Raw genomic sequence first — 16,979 nt, 5'->3', positions numbered from 1 at the left:
TCAGTTGTTCCGGTTACCGTCTCTGCATGGAAGGCACCACGCACGCCCTCACCGACGACCACCGCGACCTCTACGACGCGGCCGACACCGAACGCTGGGCCGCCGAGCCCGACAAACGGCCCGGCCGGACCGCCTTCCAACGCGACCGCGCCCGCGTGTTGCACTCGGCCGCGCTGCGCCGTCTCGCCGGGAAGACCCAGGTCGTCACCCCCGGCACCCGTTCCTACGACTGGGACGCGAGCCCCCGGACCCGCCTGACGCACTCCCTGGAGTGCGCCCAGGTCGGACGGGAGCTCGGCGCCGCGCTCGGCTGCGACCCCGACCTCGTCGAAGCCGCCTGCCTCTCCCACGACATGGGCCACCCACCCTTCGGCCACAACGGCGAGGAGGCACTCAACGAATTCGCCAAGGACTGCGGCGGCTTCGAGGGCAACGCCCAGTCGCTGCGCCTGCTGACCCGCCTGGAGCCCAAGCGGTTCGTGCCCGACCCGACCAGCGGCGAGCTGGTCAGCGTCGGCCTCAACCTCACCCGGGCCTGCCTGGACGCGGCCACCAAGTACCCGTGGGCCCGCGGGGACCACCCCACCGACCCCGACTCGGTCAAGTTCGGCGCGTACGAGGACGACCTGCCGGTCTTCGCGTGGCTGCGCCGGGGCGCGCCCGCGGACCGCAAGTGCTTCGAGGCCCAGGTCATGGACTGGGCGGACGACGTCGCGTACTCCGTCCACGACTTCGAGGACGGTCTGCACGCCGGCCACCTCGACCCCAACATGCTCTACGCCGAGCCCGACCGCGCGGCGATCTGGCAGGTGGCCATCGGCCGCTACGTCCCCGCCGACACCGCGCCCGAGGAGTTGCGGGCCGCCCTCGACCGTCTGATGGAGCAGGAGTGGTGGCCGCACGGGTACGACGGTTCGGCCCTCGCCCAGTCCCGGCTGAAGGACGCCACGAGCCAGCTGATCGGCCGGTTCTGCCTGGCCGCCGAGGGCGCCACCCGCGAGGCGTACGGATCCGGCCGTCTCACCCGCTACGGCGCCGAGCTGGTGATCCCGCGCGAGGCGCGCAACGAGTGCGCGGTGCTCAAGGCGGTCGCCGACCTGTACGTGATGCAGCGCGACGAGCAGGAACGGATCCGCGCCGACCAGCGCATCGTCCTGGCCGAACTCGCGGAGGCGCTGAGCGCCCGCGCGCCCGAGGGGCTGGACCCGCAGTTCCGGGCCATCTTCGACGCGGCCCCGGACGACAAGGCCAGGAAAAGGGCGGTCATCGACCAGATCGCGTGCCTCACCGACGCATCCGCCCGTTCCCTTCACGCACGCCTCACCCGGCGCGGCCGACGCGCCGAAAGGTGAGTTGATCGAGCCACTCCCCCTTCACGCGGCAGGCTCGGTGCGGGACGCTCGCATGTGGTCGCATGTGGCGGAGAGGTTATGAGGAGGCATCAGGTGGTCGACGCACACCGGACATTCGTCATCGTCGGCGCAGGGCTCGCCGGGGCAAAGGCGGCCGAAGCGCTGAGGTCCGAGGGGTTCACGGGGCGGGTGATCCTGATCGGCGACGAGCGCGACCATCCCTACGAACGCCCCCCGCTGTCCAAGGGGTACCTGACCGGCAAGGACGAACGGGAGAGCGTCTTCGTCCACGAGCCGTCCTGGTACGCGGCCTCCGACATCGAGCTGCACCTCGGCCAGCCCGCGGTCCACCTCGACCGGGACGCCAAGAAGGTGGTCCTCGGCGACGGCACCGTCCTGTACTACGACAAGCTGCTGCTGGCCACCGGCGCCGAGCCGCGCCGCCTGGACATCCCCGGCACCGACCTGGCCGGGGTGCACCACCTGCGGCGCCTCGCGCACGCCGAACGACTGAAGGGCGTACTGGCCGGGCTCGGCCGGGACAACGGGCACCTGCTCATCGCGGGCGCCGGGTGGATCGGGCTGGAGGTGGCCGCCGCGGCCCGCGGCTACGGCGCCGAGGTCACCGTCGTCGAGCCGGAGGCCACCCCGCTGCACGCGGTGCTCGGCCCGGAGATCGGCCGGCTCTTCGCGGACCTGCACGGCGATCACGGGGTGCGCTTCCACTTCGGGGCGCGGCTGACCGAGATCGTGGGCCACGACGGCATGGTGCTGGCCGCCCGTACCGATGACGGGGAGGAGCACCCGGCGCACGCGGTGCTCTCCGCGATCGGGGCCGCCCCGCGGACCGCGCTCGCCGAGACCGCCGGGCTGGCGCTCGTCGACCGGGAGCACGGCGGCGGGATCGCGGTGGACTCCTCCCTGCGGACCAACGACCCGGACGTCTACGCGGTCGGGGACGTGGCCGCCGCCCACCACCCGGTGCTCGGGACCCGGCTGCGGGTCGAGCACTGGGCCAACGCGCTGAACGGCGGCCCGGCCGCCGCACGGGCGATGTTGGGCCAGGAGGTCGGCTACGACCGCGTGCCGTACTTCTTCTCGGACCAGTACGACGTGGGCCTGGAGTACTCGGGCTACGCGCCGGCCGGCGGCTACGACCAGGTGCTGATCCGCGGCGACGTGGGCAAGCGGGAGTTCATCGCCTTCTGGCTGTCGCAGGGGCGGGTCCTGGCCGGGATGAACGTGAACGTGTGGGACGTCACCGAGCACATCCAGGCCCTGATCAGGTCGAAGACCCCGGTCAACCGCGAGGCGCTGGCGGACCCGTCCGTTCCGCTCGACTCCCTGGTGGCGGCCGAGGGGGCCTGACCGGATTGCCGGCGCCCGGCCGTAGACTTCACGGGTGGCAGGACGGATCAACGACGACGACGTGAAGGCGGTACGGGACGCGGTCCCGATCGACGCCGTGGTCTCCGAGTACCTCCAGCTACGGAACGCGGGCGGCGGCAACCTCAAGGGCCTGTGCCCCTTCCACGACGAGAAGTCCCCTTCCTTCCAGGTCAGCCCCAGCAAGGGGCTCTACCACTGCTTCGGCTGCCAGGCGGGCGGGGACACCCTCGACTTCGTCATGAAGATCGACCACCTCTCCTTCTCGGAGGCGGTCGAACGCCTGGCCGGCCTGGCCGGCATCACCCTGCGGTACGAGGAGGGCGGCTACACCGCCGGCACCAGCGGCCGCGGTGACCGCATCCGACTGGTCGAGGCGCACAAGGCCGCCGCCCAGTTCTACGTCGACCAGCTGGGCGGCCCCGAGGCGGAGATCGGCCGCAAGTTCCTGGCGGAGCGCGGCTTCGACCAGGCCGCGGCCACGCACTTCAGCGTGGGGTACAGCCCGGCCGGATGGGACCACCTGACCCGCTTCCTGCGCGGCAAGGGCTTCACCGACAAGGAACTGATCACCTCCGGGCTCGCCCAGGACAGCCGCAGCGGCAAGCCGATCGACCGCTTCCGCGGCCGGCTGATGTGGCCCATCCGCGACATCAGCGGCGAGGTGGTCGGCTTCGGCGCGCGCAAGCTGCGCGACGACGACAACGGGCCGAAGTACCTGAACACCCCCGAGACCGCGATCTACAAGAAGTCCCAGGTGCTCTACGGCATCGACCTGGCGAAGAAGGAGATCGCGAAGACCTCCCGGGCCGTGGTCGTCGAGGGCTACACGGACGTGATGGCCTGCCACCTGGCCGGGGTCACCACCGCGATCGCCACCTGTGGCACCGCCTTCGGCGGGGACCACATCAAGATCCTGCGCCGACTGCTGATGGACAACGCCACCGCCGAGGTGATCTTCACCTTCGACGGCGACGCGGCGGGCCAGAAGGCCGCGCTGCGGGCCTTCGAGGACGACCAGAAGTTCGCCGCGGAGACCTCGATCACCATCGCCCCCGGCGGGATGGACCCCTGTGACCTGAGGCTCGCCCAGGGCGACGCGGCCGTGTCCGGCCTGGTGGAGGCCCGTACTCCGCTGTTCGAGTTCGCCCTGCGGCACATCGTGTCCCGGCACAACCTGGAGAACCCGGCGGGCCGGGCGGCCGCGCTCGCCGAGGCAGCGCCGGTCGTGGCGAGCATCAAGGACCTCTCGATCCAGCACGAGTCGGCGGTCCAGCTGGCGGGCATGCTGGGCATCCTCGACGAGCAGTTCGTGGTCAAGCGGGTCGCGCAGCTGGCCCGCTGGGCCCGCGAGCGCGGCCAGGGCGACGGACCGCAGGGCGGCCGCCCCGGCGGGAAGCCGCAGCGGGGCCGCGCGTCCTACGAGGACGTCCCGGCGCCGGCCGCCCAGCCGGCCGGGGGTCCCGCGCTGAACCTGCGCAGCCCGGCCCACCGCACCGAGCGCGAGCTGCTCAAGCTCGCCCTCCAGCGGCCGGCCCTGGTCTCGCCTGCCTTCGACGCGTACGGGATCGACGAGTTCACAGCCCCGCCCTACGCCGCGGTCCGCCAGGCGATCCAGGACGCGGGCGGTGCCTCGCAGGCCGCCGACGACTACCTGGCCCGGGTCCGCGAGGCCGCGCCGAACGACACCGTCCGCGCGATGGTCACGGAGCTGGCGGTCGAGGCCATCCACGCCAAGACGGTCGACGAGATCTACGCCGGGGTGCAGCTGGTCCAGGTCCGCCTGCGGGCCGTCGACCGGCGGGTCCTGGAGATCCAGGGCACCATGACGCGCCTGAGCCCGCAGGCCCCGCCGGAGCAGCACGCGGCCGTCCAGCAGGAGCTGTGGGTGCTCCAGCAGTACGGCCAACGGCTGCGCAACCGCGGCGCCGAGGGGCTGTAGCGCCGAGTCCGTAGCCGCGGGGCACCGAAGCCGCGGGGCCCGTAGCCGGGGGGCCGTAGCCGGGGGTCACCGGCCGCCGGTCACCCGCGCCCGAACCAGTCGCCGCCGGGAATCTCCGTGCCCGACTCCCGCAGGTCGCGGGCGATCAACGGGGCCGCCAGGTAGACCCAGGCGCGGACCGTGGTGCCGTCCGGGCGCAGCACCGGGCGGGCGATCCGGTCGTAGATGTTCCCCGGCCGGCCCGGGCCCCCGTACTCCTCCAGCTGGTCCAGCGCGGCCAGCAGCCGCCCGTAGCCACCCGGCGCCGCCGTGATCAGCTCGCCGACGACCACCGTGCCGGGGCGGTGGACCGCGTACGGGTATCCGGGACCGTCGTAGAGCGCCGCGTCCGGGAGGACGGCCGGTTCCTCCGAGGCCGTGCGGCCGCGCAGGAAGAGATCGTGGTTGACCTCGCCCGGGCGCAGGGTCCCGTAGACGAAGAACGGGAGCGGATCGCCTGGGTCCGGTAGCCGTTCGACCGATGTCACGGGGCCCTCCCTCGGGTCTGGCACGACGGTGCGCGGGCCGGGCCGCAAGGCCCCCGCCCTCCCGCGCCCCACCACCGTACGCACCGCCGGCGCACGTCCTCCCGGCGGGCGCCTCGGCCACCGTGGAGCCCCCGCCGGCCCGGCCCGCGGCCGACCGCGGTCACCCGGACGGCGCGGGGCTCCCCGATGGCCGTTGCACCCGCGTTGACCTGCGGGGACGGACAGCGGATGGGCCTTCGCGGGGCATACCTGACGGGACATCAGCAGGCGCGTGGCGGGCGGGCCGGGTTTCCTCGGGAACACGACCCCGTGTCTTCAGGAGAGTCCCCATGCGCCGACGTACCGCACACCTGCTGACCGCGACCGTGCTGACCGCCGCCGCGTTCACCGGGCCGGTCGCCGGCGCCGTCGCCGCCGCCGAACTCGGCGTGGTGGGCTTCGCGCCTGGGGACTTCGCGCCGCTGGAGGTGTGGCCCAAGTCCGCCGCCCCCGGCGCCACGGTGACCGTGAACACCACCGCCTGCGGGAGCGGCAGCCACGCGGACGGCGATGCCACCACGGTGGGCGGCGGCCGGTTCAAGCTGGTCCCGGGCCCCCACAAGGAGGTGGTCGTGGGGCAGTTCCAGATCGCCCACGGCACCCGCGGCGGGACCTACGCCATCGGCGTGACCTGTGCGAACGGCAAGTTCGCCACCGGCGACCTGATCGTCACCGAGCGCGGCCCGCAGGGCCACGTCAACACCGGGGTGGGCGGTGGCACGACCACCACCACCGACCCCGCCAAGATCGCGGCGGGAGCGGCCGTACTGGCCGCTGCCGCCGTCGGCGGTACCTGGCTCCTGCGTCGCCGGGCGAGCGGCACGCGGAGCTGACGGACGCCCACCGCGGCTCCGGCCGCGGTCCGACCGGTACCGTCCCCCGTCGCCCGCCCCGCGAGGTCCCCCCGTTCGCGGGGCCGGGCGACGGCCAGTCACCCGAAACGGAAGCCGAGGGGGTACGCATGGGTGGCGATTTCGGTGGTGCGCGGGGGCGCGTCGCCCGCACCCCCACCGCCCGCCACGGCGGACTCGTCGCGCTCGCCGCCTGTGTCGGCATCTGGCTCGTGACCAGCGGTTCGCGTGAACCCGTCGGACCGCCACTGCCCTCCCCCGCCGAATCACTGACCGCCGCCGGCGTGGTGGGCCCCGGGATCGCCCCGCTCCCCGGTTCCCCGCCGGCCCGGATCCGGATCCCCTCCATCCGGGTCGACGCCCCGCTGACCGGGCTGGGCCTGGATCGGCGCGGCAGCCTGGAAGTGCCCCCGCCGGACCGGCGCGACCTGGCCGGCTGGTACCGCGACGGCACCACACCGGGCGCCACCGGCACCGCCGTCATCGCCGGGCACGTGGACGACGCCGTCGGGCCGGGGGTCTTCTACGACCTGGGCGCGCTGCGCCGCGGGGCCTCCATCGAGATCCCGCGCGCGGACGGCCGTACGGCGGTGTTCACGGTCCACGCGGTCGAGGTCTACGACGCCAAGGCCTTCCCCGACACCCGCGTGTACGGGCCTTCGGCGCGCGCCGAGCTCCGGGTGATCACCTGCGGCGGCGGCTTCTCGCCCCGCACGGGCTACCGCGGCAACGTGGTGGTCTTCGCACACCTCACCGGGACGTACTAGAAGCTGTTCCGGCGGGTCAGCCCCACTGCTCGATGCCGAGCTTGAGCACCAGCGCGCCCACCACCGTCAGCAGCACGCCGCGGACGAAGCCGCTGCCCTTCTTGAGCGCCATACCGGCGCCGATCATGCCGCCGGCCAGGTTGAACACCGCCATCAGCGCGGCCAGCTGCCACAGCACCATGCCCTGGTAGGCGAACATCGCGAGCGCCCCGCCGTTGGTGCAGCAGTTCACGATCTTGGCGGTGGCGGAGGCGGTGACCAGGTCGAGGTGGAGCAGCGCCGTGAGGGCGAGCACCAGGAAGGTACCGGTGCCGGGCCCGATGAGGCCGTCGTAGAAGCCGATGCCCAGGCCCGCGAGCCCGATGGCGAGCAGCACCCGCTGCCGGCTGACGGGCGCGGTGGAGGGGGCGGTGCCGAAGCCGGGCTTGAAGATCACGACAGCGGCGACGAAGACGAGGACCACCATGATCAGCGGGCGGAGGGTGTCCTTGCTGATGCCGCCCGCGAGCGCGGCGCCGCCCATCGAGCCGGCGAGCGCGGCCAGGCCGATGCGGACGGCCAGTTTCACGTTCACCGGGGCCTTGCGGGCGTACGTGACGGCCGCCCCGGCGGTCCCGACGATGGCCACGGCCTTGTTGGTACCGAGGACGGTGGCGGGGTGGGCGTTCGGCAGGCCGAGCAGGAGCGCCGGCAGGAGCAGCAGACCGCCGCCGCCCACCACCGCGTCGATCCAGCCTGCGGCGGCCGCCGCCACGCACAGGATGACGATCATGGTCGTTGATATGTCAGGCACGACCTGACCCTACGGAGCTGTTGGGTGCAGTGGGCATCAATCTCCGGAAAGTTGCGCAAAGGTTGAGCTTTGCCGGGCCGGCACCCGGTCCGGGGCCACCGGAGCCGCCGGGTCCACGGCCGCCGTCAGCACGGTCGCGGCCAGCACACTGGCCGCCCCCAACCCCGCCGCCAGCCGCCGCGCGGGCGGTACGGAGGCCAGCGCGGCCAGTGCGACCCGTACCGGCGAGGGGCGCCGCGGCTTGCGGTGCCGGGCCGTCGCCGCCACGGGAGCCTCGGCGCCGACGGGGACGGGGACGGGGAGAGCGACGTGCAACGGGTGACGCATGGGGCGGTGACTCCTCGGGGGAACGCGGAACGCACGGGACGCACAGGAACGCACGGAACGCGCGGAACGCACGGAACGCGCAGGACGTGGGAAAGGCGGGGCGCGGCTCAGAAGCTGAAGCACTCGGAATGGATCCGACCGACCGGCACCCCGGCCCGCAGCAGCGCGGCCCGGGTCGCCTCGGCCATCCCCGGCGGCCCGCACAGGTACACGTCGTGCTCGGCCAGGTCCGGCACCAGCGCGGCCAGTGCTTGCGGAGCCAGCGGGTCGTAGGCGGCGCCGGACGGCCCGAGCAGATAGTGCAGACCGGCCTGCCGCTCGGCGGCGATGGACTCCAGCTCGGCCCGCAGCACGAGGTGCTCCTCGGCTCCGGCCCGGTAGAGCAGGGTGATGTCCCCCGGGCCCCCGGGCAGCGTCTCGAACAGGGCCCGCATCGGGGTGATCCCGACCCCGCCCGCGATCAGCAGCACCTTGGGCCTGGTCCGCCGGGCGGCGGTGAGCGCGCCGAACGGCCCGGTGGCCAGCACCCGCGTCCCGGGGCGCAGCCGGCGGATCCTGCGGGAGTGGCCGCCGAGCCCCTTCACGGTGATCCGCAGGGCGTTCCCCCGTACGGGCGCGGACAGCGAGAACGGCAGGGCCGTGTGCCACAGCCGCCGCTGGAGGAACCGCCAGCGCAGGAACTGGCCCGGCTCCGCGCGCAGTTCCACTAGGTGCTGCCCGTACATGACGACGGAGACCACCCCGGGCCCCTCGACCCGGACGTCCGCCACCCGCAGTGCGTGCCGCAGGGCCTGCCGTACGGGGACCACGCCGCGGTACCAGACCAGCAGGACGGCGACCACGGTGTGGGCGAGCGCCCAGAACCAGCCGGCCGCGGCCAGATCGGGCCCGGCGAGTTGGTGCCCGAAGGCGAGGGCCGCGGCCAGGTAGACGAACAGGTGGACTCCGCGCCAGGTTTCGTGCGGCACCCGGCGGCGTACCGCCCGGGCGGAGGTCACGCCGACCGCGGCCAGGAGGACGGTCCCGGCCGCGGCGGCGGCGAGCGCGGGGTAGCCGAGCAGCTCCGAGGTGGCGGAGAGCACGTCGGTTCCCTCGTGCACGGCGTAGCCGAGCAGGGCGAAGAGCCCGTGCCCGAAGACGAGCAGCAGGACGTACCGGCCGCCGAAGGCGTGCCAGCGGGCGAGCCGGTCGGCGCCGACCCCGTGCTCGACGGCGGGTACCCGGGCCATCAGGAACAGCAGCACCAGTACCCCGTACCCGGCGAGCAGGCCGGACAGGTGCGCGGCGGTGGCGAACAGCGCGTCGGGCCGGGCCGAGGGCCGCACCTGCGCCGCCCAGAGCAGGGTCACCACCCCCGCGCCGCCCAGCATCCCGCCCCTCACCCGCACCACCGCATTCCGCATACGGATCACGCTAAGGGCGCAGATGGCGGCCCTGATGGTGCTTAAGCCGGCCTTGAGGAAGGCCTCACCGACCCTTAACCCCGGCGCTGAGGTCGGCGTTCCGTCCGGGTAACAGAGGCGATGTCGTGGGGAAACAGCGGCCGCGCACGCTCGTGGCATGACCTCGGACCAGCGTGTGGTGGTGATCGGCGGCGGCCTCGCGGGCCTACGGCTCGCGCAGCGACTCGGCCCGGCGGCGGCGGTGACCGTCCTCGGCGAGGAGACCCACGTGCCGTACAACCGGGTCCTGCTCGCCGAGGTCCTCGCGGGCCGGTACGCGCCGGAGGTGACGGCCCTGCCGGCACCCGGCCCGGCGCTGCGGCGGGGGGTCCGGGCGGTACGCGTGGACCGCGACGAGCGGGCCGTGCACTGCGACGACGGCACGGTGGCCCGGTACGACACGCTGGTCCTGGCCACGGGTTCGAACGCGGTGCTCCCGCCGCTGCGCGGACTGTTCGAACCGGAAGGACGGGACCTCCCGGACGGGGTGCACGCCTTCCGCACGATGGACGACTGCCTGGCGCTCTCGGCGGCCGTACGGCCCGGGGCACGCGTGGTGGTGATCGGCGGGGGCCTGCTGGGCGTCTCGGCGACCCGTGCGCTCGCCGCGCGGGGCGCGCAGGTGGTCCTCGCCCAGCAGGGCGAACGCCTGATGGAACGCCAACTGGACGCGGACGCCTCCGCCCTGCTGCACGCGCACCTGACCGCACTCGACGTCGAGATCCACACGGAATGCCGGGTCCGTGGTGTGCTCACATCCGCCGCGCCGCTGCCGGGGACGGAGCCCGGGAAGCGGCGGGGCGGAACGGGAACGCAGCGCAAGGTCACCGGGGTCGAGCTCGCCGACGGCTACCGCCTCGACGCCGATCTCGTCGTCCTCGCCTGCGGCGTCCGCCCCCGCGTCGGCCTCGCCCGGGCCGCTGGGCTGGACGTCCGCACCGGCATCGTGGTCGACGACCACCTCCGCACCGACGACCCCCACATCCACGCCATCGGCGACTGCGCCGAGCACGCCGGCCAGGTGTACGGCCTCGCGGGCGCCGCCCTGGAGCAGGCCGACGCCCTGGCCGCGTTCCTCACCGGCGAGCCCACGCGGTACACCGGCACCCGCGCCCTCACCCGCCTCACCCTCACCGCCGACGGGGACCGCACCCTCGATCTCGCCGCCTTCGGCGAGACCACCGCCCTCCCCGGCGACGACGTGGTCCGGCTCGCCGACGCCACCCGCCGCACCTACCGCAAGGTCGTCCTGCGGGGCGACCGCCTCGTCGGTGGCGTCCTGCTCGGCGAGCTCTCCACCGTGGGGGCCCTCGCCCGCACCTGGGAGGGCGAGGAATCACCGCACGACCTGTTCCACCTGCTCACCGACGACGGAGGCCACTGACATGACCGAGCCCCTGCCCACGATCGTGCTCATCGGGCACGGCATGGTCGGCCAGCGCTACCTCGAAGCACTCGCCGAGCGCGGGGTCACCGCCACGCACCGGATCACCGTGCTCTGCGAGGAGCCCCGGCCCGCCTACGACCGCGTGCACCTGACCTCGTACTTCTCCGGCAGCACCGCCGAGGACCTGTCCATGACGCCCGCCGGGTTCATGGAGCGGCACGGCATCGACCTCCACCTCGACGACCCCGCCGAGCACATCGACCGGGCCGCCCGTACGGTCACCGCCCGGTCCGGGCGGGTGTTCCCGTACGACGTCCTGGTCCTGGCCACCGGCAGCTTCCCCTTCGTACCGCCGGTCCCGGGCAAGGACGCCCCCGGCTGCTTCGTCTACCGCACCATCGAGGACCTCCTCGCCATCGAGGCGTACGCGAAGGACAGGACCAGCGGCGCGGTCGTCGGCGGCGGTCTCCTCGGCCTGGAGGCCGCCGGAGCCCTCCAGGGCCTCGGGCTCGCCACCCGCGTCGTCGAGTTCGCCCCGCGCCTGATGCCCGTACAGGTCGACGAGGGCGGTGGCGCGGCCCTGCTGCGCACCATCGAGTCCATGGGGCTGACCGTCCACACCGGCGTCGGCACCCAGGAGGTGGTGACCGGCGAGGACGGCCACGTCAGCGGCATGCGGCTGTCCGACGGCTCGGTCGTCGACACCGACCTCGTCGTCTTCTCCGCCGGCGTGCGCCCCCGCGACCAGCTGGCCCGCGACTGCGGACTGGACGTCGGCGAACGCGGCGGGATCGCGGTCGACGCCCGCTGCCGCACCTCCGACGCGCACGTCTACGCCATCGGCGAGTGCGCCCTCGCCGTCGACGGCCGCGTCTACGGACTGGTGGCCCCCGGCTACGAGATGGCCGAGACGGCCGCCGACGACCTGCTGGGCCGCGAGAAGGAGTTCACCGGCGCCGACCTCTCCACCAAGCTCAAGCTCCTCGGCGTGGACGTGGCCTCCTTCGGCGACGCCCACGGCACCACACCGGACAGCCTCGACGTCGTCTGGTCCGACTCCCGCTCCGGGGTCTACAAGAAGCTGGTCGTCTCCCCCGACGGCGTCCTCCTCGGCGGGGTCCTGGTCGGTGACGCGGACTCCTACGGCCTGCTGCGCCCGCTCACCGGAAGCGTCCCGCCCGTCGCCCCCGAGCAGCTGGTGCTGCCCGCCGGGGTCGGCGCCCCGGTCGCGCTCGGCCCGTCCGCACTCCCCGACCACGCGGTGATCTGCTCCTGCCACAACGTCACCAAGAAGGCCATCGCCGCCTGCGCCACTCTCGCCGAGGTCAAGAAGTGCACCAAGGCGGGCACCGGCTGCGGCAGTTGCGTCAAGGTGATCGGACAGCTGCTGCCCGCCGCCACCGACAAGGGGCTGTGCGGCTGCTTCCCCTTCACCCGGGCCGAGCTCTACGAGATCGTCCGCACCCGCCGGTTGACGTCGTACGAGGAGATCCTCGACGGGCACGGCCGGCCGGAGGCCCGCGGCGGTGACGGCTGCGAGGTGTGCAAGCCCACCGTCGGCTCGATCATCGCGTCGCTGGCCCCCACCCTCGGCGCGAGCGGCTACGTCCTGGACGGGGAGCAGGCCGCCCTCCAGGACACCAACGACCACTTCCTCGCGAACATGCAGCGCAACGGCTCCTACTCGGTCGTCCCGCGCATCCCCGGTGGTGAGATCACCCCGGACAAGCTGATCGTGATCGGTGAGGTGGCCCGCGACTTCGGCCTCTACACGAAGATCACCGGCGGGCAGCGGATCGACCTCTTCGGGGCGAGCGTGGACCAGCTCCCGCGGATCTGGGCGCGGCTCGTCGACGCCGGGTTCGAGTCCGGGCACGCGTACGGGAAGGCCCTGCGCACGGTGAAGTCCTGCGTGGGGCAGACCTGGTGCCGCTACGGGGTCCAGGACAGCGTCCGGATGGCCATCGACCTGGAGCTGCGCTACCGGGGGCTGCGCTCCCCGCACAAGCTCAAGTCGGCGGTCTCCGGCTGCGCCCGCGAGTGCGCGGAGGCACAGAGCAAGGACTTCGGCGTCATCGCGACGGCGAGTGGCTGGAACTTGTACGTGGGCGGCAACGGCGGGGCCACCCCGCGCCACGCCGACCTGCTGGCCCAGGACCTGTCGGACGCGGAACTGGTCCGGCTGATCGACCGGTTCCTGATGTTCTACATCCGCACCGCCGACCGGCTGGAGCGGACCTCCACCTGGCTGGAGCGGCTGGAGGGGGGCCTGGCCCACCTGCGGGACGTGGTCGTGCACGACTCGCTCGGGCTGTGCGCCGAGCTGGAGTCCCTGATGGCCGACCACGTGGCGGCCTACCGGGACGAATGGGCCGAGACGCTCCAGGATCCGGAGCGGCTGCGCCGGTTCGTGTCCTTCGTCAACGCGCCCGGCGCCCCCGACCCGACCGTGAAGTTCGTCCCCGAGCGTGACCAGGTCAAGCCCGACCTGGCCGTCCTGACCATAGGAGGATCCGTCCGATGACCGTGGAACTGCAGGTGGCGCAGGGCTGGCTGACGGTGTGCGAGCTGTCCTCGTTGATCCCCGGGCGCGGGGTGGCGGCGCTGCTGCCGGACGGGAGCCAGGCCGCGGTGTTCGTCGACCGCGCGGGGCGCCCGTACGCCATCGGCAACCAGGACCCCTTCACCGGGGCGCAGGTCCTCTCGCGCGGGCTGGTGGGGACGGCCGGGGGCCGGCCCTTCGTGGCCTCCCCCCTGCTCAAGCAGCGCTTCGACCTGGAGTCGGGGCGCTGCCTGGACGACGAGGAGACGGCGGTCCGGACCTACCCGGTGCGGACCGCCGTGACCTCGTGACCTCGTGACCGCCTGACCTCGGAGTGGGGTGCGTGATCAGCTCTGGACGATCGACGGGTCCATCCACATGATCTCCCAGGTGTGGCCGTCGAGGTCGTCGAAGGCACGGCCGTACATGACGCCGTGGTCCTGGGCGGGGCGGGGTTCGGTGGCACCGGCCGCCAGGGCCCCGTCCACCAGCTCGTCGACGGCGGTGCGGCTCTCGGCGCTCAGACAGATCAGCACCTCGGACGTCTTCGTCGCGTCCGCGATCTCCTTGTGGGTGAAGTCCTTGTAGCGGGCCTCGGTCAGGAGCATCGCGACGATGGTGTCGCTGATGACCATCGAGGCGCAGTTCTCGTCGGTGAACTGGGCGTTGAAGGAGTAGCCCAGCTTGCCCCAGAAGGCCTTGCTGGCCTCCAGGTCCTTGACCGGCAGGTTGACGAAGATCATGGTGGCGGACATCGAGGTCTCTCTTCTCTCGTGTGCGGTGCTTTCGAGAGGTGGACCGCGAGTCCCCGGAAAACTCATCGCTGCCGCGCGAACTTTTTTCGATTTTTCTTTCCGAACCACGAAACCGCAGGTCAGGGTAAGTGTCCGTCGGGCGGTCGCTCCTGCGTCACGGGGAGTTGGGGCCACGGCAACTGGCGCCTCCTAGGTTCCTCCACCGTGCGTCCCCGCGTCCGACCGGCCGCGGGGCCTTCCTCCCACAGGAGTGACCGTGGAACGTCGTACCTTCCTGCGCGGTGCGGTGATCGGTTCGTCGGCCGCCGCCTTCGGCGGCACGTTGATGCACGGAGCCGCCTACGCCGCCCCCGCCCAGCCGGGTGCCGGACCCTACGGGGCGCTCGGCGCGGCCGACGCCAACGGCATCATGCTCCCCAGCGGTTTCACCAGCCGGGTCATCGCCCGCTCGGGCCAGACCGTCAGCGGTACCTCGTACACCTGGCACAGCGCCCCCGACGGCGGTGCCTGTTACACCGACGGCTCGGGCTGGATCTACGTGTCCAACTCGGAGATCAACCCCTCCGGCGGCGCGAGCGCGGTGAAGTTCAACTCCTCCGGCACCGTCACCGGCGCCTACCGGATCCTCTCGAACACCCGGCAGAACTGCGCGGGCGGCAAGACCCCCTGGAACACCTGGCTGTCCTGCGAGGAGGTCGACCGCGGCTTCGTCTACGAGACCGACCCGTACGGGGTGAACGCGGCCGTGCAGCGCCCCGCGATGGGCCGGTTCAAGCACGAGGCGGCCGCCGCCGACCCGGTGCGCCAGGTGATCTACCTGACCGAGGACGAGACCAGCGGCTGCTTCTACCGCTTCATCCCGACCACCTGGGGCAACCTCTCCTCCGGCACCCTCCAGGTCCTGAAGGCCGGCACCGCCACCTCGGGCTCCTTCACCTGGCAGAACGTCCCGGACCCGGACGGCTCGCCGACCGCGACCCGTAGCCAGGTCTCGGGCTCGAAGAAGTTCAACGGCGGCGAGGGCTGCCACTACGCCAACGACACCGTCTGGTTCACCACCAAGGGCGACAACCGGGTCTGGCAGCTGAACCTCACGAACAGCACGTACGAGCTGGCCTACGACGACTCGCTCGTACCCGGCGGCGCGGCCCCGCTGACCGGCGTCGACAACGTCACCGGCTCCTCGTACGGCGACCTGTACGTCGCCGAGGACGGCGGCAACATGGAGATCTGCGTGATCACCCCGGACGACGTGGTGGCGCCCTTCCTGCGGATCACCGGCCAGTCCTCCTCCGAGATCACCGGCCCGGCCTTCTCCCCCGCCGGCAACCGGCTCTACTTCTCCAGCCAGCGCGGCACGAGCGGCAGCTCGACCGGCGGCATCACCTACGAGGTGACGGGCCCCTTCCGCATCTGAGCCCCGCCCTTCCAGACCCGCCGGAACTCCCTTCCAGCCCCGCCGGCGCTCCCTTCCAGCCCCGCCGGCGTTTGAGGCGCGGGGGCCCGGGGGCAGCGCCCCCGCGACGGCGCCGCACCCGCACGACCGGCCGCACCCCCACGGGCAACCCCGCAGGGGTGCGGCGGCCGCGTCACGACGCCACGGCCCCACCCTTCAGCAGCGCGGCCCCCAGCGGCGTCACGGTGTGCAGCACCGCGTTCCCCCGCCGCAGCGTGGTCACCAGCCCCGCCTCCCGCATCACACACGCGTGCTGACTCGCGGAGGCCAGCGAGACCCCGGCCCGGCGCGCCAGCTCGCTGGTGGTCGCCCCGTCCCCTATGGCCCGCAGCACCACCGACCGGGTGTGCCCGACCAGCTTGCCCAGGGTGCGCTGGCGCTGCTCCTCCACGGGCCGCGCCGCCTCGCCCCCCGCCGGCGCCGAGGCCAGCTGCGCGGCGGCCGGGTAGACCAGCACCGGCGGCAGCTCCGGATCGTGCAGGGTCACCGCGGTGCGCCGGCAGAAGAAGGACGGCTGGAGCAGCAGCCCGCGCCCCCTCAGCCGTACGTCACGGTCCACGGGGTAATCGCATTCCAGCACCGGAGCCCGCCAGCGCAGCATCGGCGGCAGCGAGTCCAGCAGTTCGTCCGCACCGCCGTCCAACAGGGCCCGGCCGCGCGCGGCGCGCTCGGCCTCGATCTGGGCCTGGATATGCGTCCAGTACGGCTCCACGGCGGCCCGGTGGTACGCCCGGAGCTCGCCCATGAGCCGCGGCAGCTGCTTGTCACCGGCGTCCATGAACTCCCGTAGCCGCGGGGTCAACGGCGCACCGGCGCCCAGCAGCTGCAGCTCGCGCCGCATGCGCTCGGGACGGATCCCGCGCAGCGCGTCGAGGCCCAGGTCCCACCCGTACTGCCCCTCCACAGGGGTCAAGAAATCGGGGAAATAACCACGACTCGGTATGAGCATACCGAGCGTGCGTGTTTCACTATTCAACCTGCTCCGGGTTTCCGTACGCCATTCACCGAACAACCGGGCATCGCGCCGGTCTCTTAAGCGATGAAAGCTGAGAATCGTTTCCCACAACGCATCGGGACGCCCTGCCATCCGTACGCGTGCCAGGTCCACTCCAGTGAAATGGATACGCAGCACCGAACCCCCACCTGTGCAACCGCAATCCCCCCGCTCCATGAGTATGCACGCCGTCACACGTTGTCACCACGCCCTTTCGGCCACAGTTGAAACCCCTTTCGGCGGGGGCGTGACAACCGAAATCCTGTACTCCGCCGGGCACACTCCGGTGCGACCGAAACGCTCCGCGAAGGCCGTGGGGGGCTTTGCGGGGCCTGGCGGTCGGTCGCACCGGGAAGCGCCGACGTGCCCGGCAGAATGACAGCGGCGGTGGACGGGTGGGGATCCGTCCACCGCCTGCT

At 72.8% G+C, this 16,979-nt stretch carries 15 protein-coding genes; 9 read left to right on the top strand and 6 right to left on the bottom strand.

Translation table 11 applies throughout. From position 1 onward, the window contains the following. Nucleotides 1-26 precede the first annotated feature (26 nt). The 3 genes from ACWG52_RS25175 (at nt 27) to dnaG (ending at nt 4,680) form a co-directional block, all read left to right on the top strand. A complete protein-coding gene (locus ACWG52_RS25175; protein WP_389811918.1) occupies nt 27-1,352 on the top strand; it encodes a deoxyguanosinetriphosphate triphosphohydrolase in 1,326 nt (441 codons plus the stop codon). A gap of 93 nt (nt 1,353-1,445) precedes the next feature. Continuing rightward, the gene (locus ACWG52_RS25170; protein WP_389811916.1) at nt 1,446-2,720 is read left to right on the top strand and encodes an NAD(P)/FAD-dependent oxidoreductase; all 1,275 of its coding nucleotides are present in this window, start codon (nt 1,446-1,448) and stop codon (nt 2,718-2,720) included. Nucleotides 2,721-2,754: 34 nt separating this feature from the next. Beyond that, entirely contained in the window at nt 2,755-4,680 is a 1,926-nt protein-coding gene (gene dnaG, locus ACWG52_RS25165) for a DNA primase (RefSeq protein ID WP_389811913.1), read from the top strand. A gap of 80 nt (nt 4,681-4,760) precedes the next feature. On the opposite strand, the gene ACWG52_RS25160 is transcribed toward dnaG, so the two are convergent. Next, on the bottom strand, nt 4,761-5,207 hold the full coding sequence (locus ACWG52_RS25160; protein ID WP_371587743.1) for a gamma-glutamylcyclotransferase family protein: 447 nt from the start codon (nt 5,205-5,207) through the stop codon (nt 4,761-4,763). Nucleotides 5,208-5,536: 329 nt separating this feature from the next. On the opposite strand from ACWG52_RS25160, the gene ACWG52_RS25155 reads away from it, so the two are divergent. Together ACWG52_RS25155 and ACWG52_RS25150 are read left to right on the top strand one after the other, a co-directional pair. Then, nucleotides 5,537-6,079 (top strand): hypothetical protein, encoded by a 543-nt coding sequence (locus tag ACWG52_RS25155; RefSeq protein ID WP_386232428.1) that lies wholly within the window; start codon nt 5,537-5,539, stop codon nt 6,077-6,079. A gap of 128 nt (nt 6,080-6,207) precedes the next feature. Further along, nucleotides 6,208-6,864: a class F sortase gene (locus tag ACWG52_RS25150; RefSeq protein WP_389811909.1), complete on the top strand. Its 657-nt coding sequence runs from the start codon at nt 6,208-6,210 to the stop codon at nt 6,862-6,864. Nucleotides 6,865-6,880: 16 nt separating this feature from the next. On the opposite strand, the gene ACWG52_RS25145 is transcribed toward ACWG52_RS25150, so the two are convergent. The 3 genes from ACWG52_RS25145 to ACWG52_RS25135 form a co-directional block, all read right to left on the bottom strand. Beyond that, a complete protein-coding gene (locus ACWG52_RS25145; protein ID WP_389811906.1) occupies nt 6,881-7,657 on the bottom strand; it encodes a sulfite exporter TauE/SafE family protein in 777 nt (258 codons plus the stop codon). A gap of 36 nt (nt 7,658-7,693) precedes the next feature. Next, nucleotides 7,694-7,984, bottom strand: a complete 291-nt coding sequence (locus ACWG52_RS25140; protein ID WP_390140124.1) for a hypothetical protein — start codon at nt 7,982-7,984, stop codon at nt 7,694-7,696. Between the two features lie 107 nt (nt 7,985-8,091). Continuing rightward, complete coding sequence (locus tag ACWG52_RS25135) at nt 8,092-9,387, bottom strand: ferredoxin reductase family protein (protein ID WP_389811900.1); 1,296 nt, start codon at nt 9,385-9,387, stop codon at nt 8,092-8,094. Nucleotides 9,388-9,544: 157 nt separating this feature from the next. On the opposite strand from ACWG52_RS25135, the gene ACWG52_RS25130 reads away from it, so the two are divergent. From ACWG52_RS25130 to nirD, 3 genes are read left to right on the top strand one after another with little or no spacing between them, the layout of a single operon-like run. Continuing rightward, complete coding sequence (locus tag ACWG52_RS25130) at nt 9,545-10,810, top strand: NAD(P)/FAD-dependent oxidoreductase (RefSeq protein ID WP_389811898.1); 1,266 nt, start codon at nt 9,545-9,547, stop codon at nt 10,808-10,810. 1 nt (nt 10,811) lies between these two features. Further along, on the top strand, nt 10,812-13,337 hold the full coding sequence (gene nirB, locus ACWG52_RS25125; protein WP_389811895.1) for a nitrite reductase large subunit NirB: 2,526 nt from the start codon (nt 10,812-10,814) through the stop codon (nt 13,335-13,337). Then, nucleotides 13,334-13,666, top strand: a complete 333-nt coding sequence (gene nirD, locus ACWG52_RS25120; protein ID WP_030715551.1) for a nitrite reductase small subunit NirD — start codon at nt 13,334-13,336, stop codon at nt 13,664-13,666. The genes nirB and nirD overlap by 4 nt, the downstream gene beginning before the upstream one ends. Nucleotides 13,667-13,702: 36 nt before the next feature. On the opposite strand, the gene ACWG52_RS25115 is transcribed toward nirD, so the two are convergent. Further along, nucleotides 13,703-14,110 (bottom strand): VOC family protein, encoded by a 408-nt coding sequence (locus tag ACWG52_RS25115; RefSeq protein ID WP_390140120.1) that lies wholly within the window; start codon nt 14,108-14,110, stop codon nt 13,703-13,705. 256 nt (nt 14,111-14,366) lie between these two features. On the opposite strand from ACWG52_RS25115, the gene ACWG52_RS25110 reads away from it, so the two are divergent. Continuing rightward, nucleotides 14,367-15,527, top strand: a complete 1,161-nt coding sequence (locus ACWG52_RS25110) for an alkaline phosphatase PhoX (protein WP_386129042.1) — start codon at nt 14,367-14,369, stop codon at nt 15,525-15,527. Nucleotides 15,528-15,699: 172 nt separating this feature from the next. Here the strand turns inward: ACWG52_RS25110 and ACWG52_RS25105 are convergent, their stop codons facing one another. After that, nucleotides 15,700-16,698, bottom strand: coding sequence for an ArsR/SmtB family transcription factor (locus ACWG52_RS25105; protein ID WP_078909586.1), 999 nt, complete (start codon nt 16,696-16,698; stop codon nt 15,700-15,702). Nucleotides 16,699-16,979 lie beyond the last annotated feature (281 nt).

The organism is Streptomyces sp. CLCI03, from assembly GCF_053615355.1.
This window is presented reverse-complemented; position numbering and strand designations above follow the sequence as displayed.

Excerpts from the sequence above, each read along its gene's own strand:
- ACWG52_RS25175 (WP_389811918.1), top strand. The coding sequence starts at position 27 with ATGGAAGGCACCACGCACGCCCTCACCGACGACCACCGCGACCTCTAC.
- ACWG52_RS25155 (WP_386232428.1), top strand. The coding sequence starts at position 5,537 with ATGCGCCGACGTACCGCACACCTGCTGACCGCGACCGTGCTGACCGCC.
- ACWG52_RS25150 (WP_389811909.1), top strand. The coding sequence starts at position 6,208 with ATGGGTGGCGATTTCGGTGGTGCGCGGGGGCGCGTCGCCCGCACCCCC.
- ACWG52_RS25140 (WP_390140124.1), bottom strand. The coding sequence starts at position 7,984 with ATGCGTCACCCGTTGCACGTCGCTCTCCCCGTCCCCGTCCCCGTCGGC.
- ACWG52_RS25135 (WP_389811900.1), bottom strand. The coding sequence starts at position 9,387 with ATGCGGAATGCGGTGGTGCGGGTGAGGGGCGGGATGCTGGGCGGCGCG.
- ACWG52_RS25130 (WP_389811898.1), top strand. The coding sequence starts at position 9,545 with ATGACCTCGGACCAGCGTGTGGTGGTGATCGGCGGCGGCCTCGCGGGC.
- nirB (WP_389811895.1), top strand. The coding sequence starts at position 10,812 with ATGACCGAGCCCCTGCCCACGATCGTGCTCATCGGGCACGGCATGGTC.
- nirD (WP_030715551.1), top strand. The coding sequence starts at position 13,334 with ATGACCGTGGAACTGCAGGTGGCGCAGGGCTGGCTGACGGTGTGCGAG.
- ACWG52_RS25115 (WP_390140120.1), bottom strand. The coding sequence starts at position 14,110 with ATGTCCGCCACCATGATCTTCGTCAACCTGCCGGTCAAGGACCTGGAG.